This is a genomic window from Acaryochloris sp. IP29b_bin.148, assembly GCF_028285565.1.
Classification (GTDB): Bacteria; Cyanobacteriota; Cyanobacteriia; order Thermosynechococcales; family Thermosynechococcaceae; genus Acaryochloris.
In genome coordinates, this window is sequence record NZ_JANQOY010000175.1 from 1 (window position 1) to 6,101 (window position 6,101).

Annotated in this window: 5 protein-coding genes and 1 pseudogene; 1 reads left to right on the forward strand and 5 read right to left on the reverse strand. The window is 46.3% G+C overall.

Annotated features, from left to right (window positions below):
- The coding region (locus Q0986_RS16280) for a protein adenylyltransferase SelO family protein (RefSeq protein WP_299412701.1) at positions 1-1,459 on the reverse strand (1,459 nt) is incomplete at its 3' end.
- A 573-nt stretch (positions 1,460-2,032) separates the two neighbouring features.
- On the opposite strand from Q0986_RS16280, the gene Q0986_RS16285 reads away from it, so the two are divergent.
- The gene (locus Q0986_RS16285; protein ID WP_299412705.1) at positions 2,033-2,428 is read left to right on the forward strand and encodes a heme-binding protein; all 396 of its coding nucleotides are present in this window, start codon (positions 2,033-2,035) and stop codon (positions 2,426-2,428) included.
- Positions 2,429-2,464: 36 nt separating this feature from the next.
- On the opposite strand, the gene Q0986_RS16290 is transcribed toward Q0986_RS16285, so the two are convergent.
- The 4 genes and pseudogenes from Q0986_RS16290 to Q0986_RS16305 all read right to left on the reverse strand — a co-directional run.
- The gene (locus Q0986_RS16290; protein WP_299412709.1) at positions 2,465-3,007 is read right to left on the reverse strand and encodes a transposase; all 543 of its coding nucleotides are present in this window, start codon (positions 3,005-3,007) and stop codon (positions 2,465-2,467) included.
- A gap of 2 nt (positions 3,008-3,009) precedes the next feature.
- Positions 3,010-3,318, reverse strand: a complete 309-nt coding sequence (locus Q0986_RS16295) for a transposase (RefSeq protein ID WP_299412713.1) — start codon at positions 3,316-3,318, stop codon at positions 3,010-3,012.
- A 312-nt stretch (positions 3,319-3,630) separates the two neighbouring features.
- Positions 3,631-5,658: a GspE/PulE family protein gene (locus Q0986_RS16300; protein ID WP_299412716.1), complete on the reverse strand. Its 2,028-nt coding sequence runs from the start codon at positions 5,656-5,658 to the stop codon at positions 3,631-3,633.
- A 170-nt stretch (positions 5,659-5,828) separates the two neighbouring features.
- Positions 5,829-6,101: pseudogene (locus Q0986_RS16305) on the reverse strand (transcriptional repressor); the annotation flags it as partial.

The window sequence follows — 6,101 nt, forward strand, 5'->3', positions numbered from 1 at the left end:
TACCGTCCTTAATGACAAGGTCGCGCCAGCTGTTTAGCCAAGATTGCCATTGCTCGTCGAGTTGTTGTGACGTTTTACCATAGAAGCTCTTTTTCAAGGTTGAGATATCGTCTGGAATATGAGATAACTCGCGGAAGAAAATGGTGTAATCTGCCTCTGAGTCAGTCATTAACTGCATTAATTTCTGAAAGAGCTGTGGGTGATATTCAGTCAAGCCCAGTTTGGCCGCCCACATTTTTTGGACTTGTTGTTGCATGGCTTCTGAAAAGCTACGGCCTACTTGGTCAAACTGTTCTAAAGCATCAGCATCTTTTGCCAGTAGGGGTCTCACAGCTTTCCAAAACATATAATAATTCGCTTCTGCTGCGATGGGCTGATTGAAGAATGAAAATTTTTCGCCGCCGCCGGTCCATGGTTGAAACCAAGGGTCAAAAATTTCACAAAATCCAAAGGGTCCATAGTCGAGGGTAAAGCCACCAGCGGCGCAGTTGTCACTGTTAAAATTACCCTGGCAGTAACCAACACGTAGCCAATTGGCCACCAGTGAAGTGAGACGCTGGCGAAATAGCTTAGCCAACTCAACCAATTGGTCTGCAAAACCAAGGTTTTGATTAATGTCGCGTTTGTATTCTCGCTTAATTAAATGCGACACGATCATGCTCAACTCTTCTAATGCTTTTGGATGGGCATTGTTGCGAGCGCGGCGGGCAAATAACTCTAGCTGACCCACGCGCAAAAAGGAGGATGCAACACGAGTTGAAATGGCCACAGGATTGTCCACCAAAATATCAGGGTCAGTGGAATAAGAGTCTTGAGAATACCAAGGCCGCTTAACAGTCTCAGATTTCGAAACATACAGGGTCAAAGAACGCGATGTTGGCACACCTAAAGCCTGCATATATTCTTGCGCTAGAAACTCACGCACACTTGAACGGAGTACTGCGCGCCCGTCGCCACCGCGGCAATAAGGCGTTGGGCCACCCCCTTTCAACTGCATTTCCCAGCGTTGGCCATTGATTATTCCTTCAAACACAGATATCGCCCGACCATCGCCATAGCCGTTACCCGTACCGAATGGACATTGTTGGATATATTCGGTGCCATAAATCGACAGGGCATAACCCGTCGCCCAGCCAACCTGACGCATCGGCTCATGCGCAGCAGTGATATCACCAGAAAATACATGGCGAAATTTTTCATTAAGCGCCAGCTCATTACTCAACCCAAGTTCCTTAAAGAAAGTGCTGCTATGGGCTACATATTCTGGTCCTGCAAGCGGCGTGGGTGTCACAGGTACGAAATGACCAGAAAAAACTTGGCGGGCACGGTGATCATCACCATCTTCGGTGGCATCAGGATCGGCATTTAAGGTGTCCATCAAAGAATAATCCGCCAATTGCACAAACTCTTCGAAGGTCGTTACACAGGGCTCAGCAGACGGTTTAGATGGATATGACATTGATGCTAGCGCCGGTATGGCCGGGAAAGGTTCATGTTTAATTTTAGACCTTGTAGAGGTATGGCAACGATTAACCAAATGAAGAGCCATAGAGCTGAAAAGCAATGGCAATATATGTTCTGGCTTGCAATTCTACCAAACCCTGAATATTGCGAGGACAAAATAATATAAAAAAGAGGTCTTAATTAGGGGGAGATCATCCTTTTTGAGTGTTTAAGAAATTTGGGCCATATCGCCCTAAAGGATGCCCTTGTAAATGTTCAGATAGTCTGGAACCTTCTTGTGAAATTCATCTATTCAACCATGCATTTTTTATAATATGGCTTTAAATAATCTTGGCTTCCAACTAGGAAAAATGTGAGCAATTTTGGCTTCGCTTCGTTCGAATAAAAACAATATCGAACCCCGTTTCCTCTAATGGCTATTCCCCGCTAGAACTGAATCAATAAAATTGTCTATATAACCTACCACAAGAATCAAATTCTTAAGATCTAAAATTAACCACTTGCCTTCTAACAAACAGCTGAGTAGTATATCTGAGTCAATCTATCTTCACTCAGGATACGAAGTAGAATGGTTACACTCAAAGACGCACGCCGGATCATTGAAGCTGCTGAAAAGAAGGCGGAAGAAATCGGTCAACCGATGAATATTGCCGTCGCAGACAGTGGTGGTAATTTAGTTTCACATGTAAGGATGGATGGAGCTTGGATTGGTAGTATTGATATCTCAATTAAAAAGGCATATACATCTCGGGCTTTCGACATCTCCACCAAAGACTTAGCTGAATATAGCCAATCTGGGGGACAATTTTTTGGAATACATGCTTCTAATGGGGGAAAAATCATGATCTTCGCTGGAGGAATACCTCTGATGCAAGATGGTGAAGTGGTTGGTGCTATAGGTGTCAGTGGTGGCTCAGGAGAGCAAGATCATGCTGTTGCAGAGGCTGGTGCTAAGGCCTTTTAATGAACTGCCCCACCCTATAGAACCCATTTGAAATCTTTACGCGTTGGCTGCAAGCCTTTTGAGCATTAGCCTGACAAAGCATAGGTTGAGCTGAGTCGTGGCGTGAGACAGTGTTCTTTCAAAGTTCTTCACTAAGCTCTTACATCGTTCAACCCAAGCATTAGAGCGCTCAATCACCCACCGAGTTGCCACCGGTACAAACCCAGATTTCCCTTGGGCCGCTTTCTGGGCTCTTGATGGCTTCGGAGATAGCTCAAACCGAATCTTTCGCATAATGCTTGGATACACCTGCTCCAGCGCTTCGGTCAACATCTGTGGATGATATCCGTGATCTAGCAAGATCGTTATTTTAGGCATGCTCATGGGCTTCAAGCGAAAGTAATCGATGTTTGCCATCAACATTTCTAACAAGCCTGCATCGTCTGAGAGATTCGCAGCAGTACAGTGGGTAAAGAAGGGAAAGCCAAGGGTATCGACCACTAGATGACGTTTTATACCATTGGTTGCTTTGTAAAAACAGAAGCCTTTCGACTCAACAGCGGCATTGCAGGTATTTTTCACTGCTTGGGAGTCGACCATTATCAACGTTGTCCATTTGGGCTTTTTTTTACCTGTGCTCGGACCCGCTCGTGCAGCAGTGTCATCAGTTTTTCTATGGCACCCGCTTGAAGCCACTGATTGTAATGCCAGAATACTGTTGAATAGGGAGGAAAGTCTTGGGGTAAGTCTTCCCAATTACAGCCATTCTTGAGTCGATAGAGCATTCCATCGATGAGGTCTCGATAACTCCATTCGAGCGGGCGAGTCTTGTTCTTGAGAGGCAGAATCTTGGGCAACAGCGGTTCAAGGAGTTCCCATTCTGAATCGCTCAGACTGCTGGAATAAGCCATAGGACTTGAAATTGACGACATTTACCATTGTCGAAAATAGACCAAAAGATTTCAAATGGGTTCTATAGAGGCATGGGGACTGACACCGATTTGTTCAATTCCAAAAGAACCGCTAGGAAGAGATCGTGTCTCCACCCGTATGAAAAGGTGACGCCTGAGGCAGTCCCTCCAACATGGGAAAGACGCTACAGTTCGCCTTGCACTGAGGGCAACTCCACCTATAGTCTGGCGGAAATCGTTCAGTTTAGAAATAGCAGATGGATCAAACTCAAAGTTCATAGCTTGACATAGGAAGCAGCAACTGGCTGCCAGTTAACGCTGATTAGCAGGATCATGCTCAGCAAATCGGGGGGTGAGGCAGTAGGGACAATCCAACCACTCTGGTAATAGCGCGGCATTACAGACGTGGCAGTTGAGGGCTGTCTTGCGTTTGGCCTTTAACTCTGCTTTTAACCCACTGTCTGAGAAAGTGACCCGTTCAACTTCCTCTAGAGAGGTTTCACCGTTCTCAACTAGCTTTAAGCTATAGGCCAATAGGGTTTGCATTCCTTCTTCAACGGCCACTTCTTTGATGTGTTCGGTGGGGGCTCCTTCCGTAATCAAAGCCTTGAGCTTTTCGCTCACCTGCATCACTTCATAGACCCCGCATCGTCCCGAGTAGCCAATGCCGGAACAGGTGGGACAGGCATCTTCCGTGTTAGCCGTCGCCAGAATATCGTCAGAGGTAGATGTATTGGCTTTATAGAAGGTAATTTCAGTGTTTCCAGACGTCACTAATCCAAACTGCGCCAGTCTCTCCTGAGACGGTCGATAGGGAATACGACAGTCGGGACAGAGGCGTCTCACCAATCGCTGAGCGACGACTCCCAGCAAGGAGGCGGAGACCATAAAGGGTTCTACATCCATCTCAGCCAAGCGGACAATGGCACTCGCGGCATCATTCGTGTGCAAAGTGGTTAACACCAAGTGCCCCGTGAGCGCGGCTTCAATCGCAGTTTTGGCGGTTTCCTTGTCCCGTGTCTCACCCACGAGTAGGACATCAGGATCTTGCCGCAGAAAGGCTCGCAGGATCGAGGCAAAGTCCATGCCTTTTTCCCGCAGCACCTGCACCTGGGTAATCCCTGGCAACGTATATTCAATCGGATCTTCAACGGTACAGATATTAACTTCGGGGGTATTCCGTTCGGTCAAAGCCGAATACAAAGTGGTCGTTTTACCAGAACCTGTGGGACCCGTGACTAAAATTAGACCGAACGGACGATCGACCATGGACCTCACCAACTCCAGGCTCATTGGGTCATCAATCAAATTGTCGAGACCCAGCTGCATGGAAGAGTTGTCTAAGATCCGCAACACCACTTTCTCGCCATAGCGACTCGGCAAGGTGCTGACACGAAAGTCAACTTTACGTCCTTGAAACAGTCGAAGAATACGTCCATCCTGGGGCAGACGCCGTTCCGCAATATCTAAATTGGCAATGATTTTAAATCGGGAAACCAGGGCAGGCGTAATTCGCCGTGGAAGAGGTTGGAAGGCGTTATGGAGTAGGCCGTCTTTCCGAAAGCGAACTCGCAGATTCTCTTCTTGCGGTTCAATATGAATATCTGAAATCTGGTTCTGTAAGGCCTTCGCTAAAATCTTATTGACCAAAGAAATAATCGGTGCTGCATTTTCGTCTAGCAGTGCTTCATCTAAGTTGATGTCGGCATCATTGGTGGCCAGATCTTCAATGCCGCCTAAGCGATCAAGATCATCTTCCAGTCCATACTCAACGGGTAAATTCTCTTGGATCGTGGCTTGGCGTTTGGCTTGGGCATCCAAAAACTTGGTAATCAGCATTTGGAAGGTATCTAAGTCCAGGACAGCCCGTTGAAAGGTCATGCCAATGGAGTGCAACAAATAGCCAATATCATCAATGGTGCTGAGGTGATCGGGATTGACCATACCGATCCGAACAACTGGCGGATCGGCCTCTTCATTCAGTGAAAGCGGTAACAACTGATAGCGACGGCAGTAGTCGAGGGGAATAACGGTGCGAATCAGTCGATCAATTTCGTCGAAGTCAACTTGAGTAAGCTCGGGATCCAGACACTCTAGGCCATATAGGATTTTTAACTCAAAGAGTTGCTGACGCTTGATCTGCCGAAGCAACCGAGGTGGGAGGGGCTTCCCCGTCATTTTTTGGAGAATCGCCAACAGAGAGCGACCTTTCCGCCGACTCTCATAAATCGCCTCACGTAAACGAGCTTGGTCTACATAACCACTTTTTATTAATTTTTCATTTGAAGGAGAAAAGTTATTTCTAACGAGCAAATCTCGCTTGGATGAGTCATTCCTCATGAGATAAAAACGCTATAAAGTTAACCAAATGTGAAGCTAAAAAATGTGTATTCACGAATGCTTTAGGTTATGCGAAAACTCAAGGCTAGTGCAGACTCACTCAGTCGTCACCTACCAAAACCACAAATATCCTTTCGGCAGCAATTGTTGACATGTTGCTCCCATGACAATCAATACCTTCCCACACTGTAAGCTCTCAATCCTGTTGACATACAATCTTCGCATATACAGTTCATTTCTAATTGTGGGCTGACAAGATGAAAGCCTGCATCGCTAGTGTTTTTCTTTAGCTCATCCATAATTGATGCGCTTATCGTGACTTCCTTAACTTTTTGGCATTGACCACAGATTAAAAATTGCGTCTGAGCATGTTCGTGTTCGCACTTTATGTGTTCGCAAGCAACATACTTATTGATCAGATCAAGGCGATGCACTAAGTTCTC

Coding starts and splice junctions, on each gene's coding strand:
- Q0986_RS16285 (WP_299412705.1), top strand. CDS start 2,033: ATGGTTACACTCAAAGACGCACGCCGGATCATTGAAGCTGCTGAAAAG.
- Q0986_RS16290 (WP_299412709.1), bottom strand. CDS start 3,007: ATGGTCGACTCCCAAGCAGTGAAAAATACCTGCAATGCCGCTGTTGAG.
- Q0986_RS16295 (WP_299412713.1), bottom strand. CDS start 3,318: ATGGCTTATTCCAGCAGTCTGAGCGATTCAGAATGGGAACTCCTTGAA.
- Q0986_RS16300 (WP_299412716.1), bottom strand. CDS start 5,658: ATGAGGAATGACTCATCCAAGCGAGATTTGCTCGTTAGAAATAACTTT.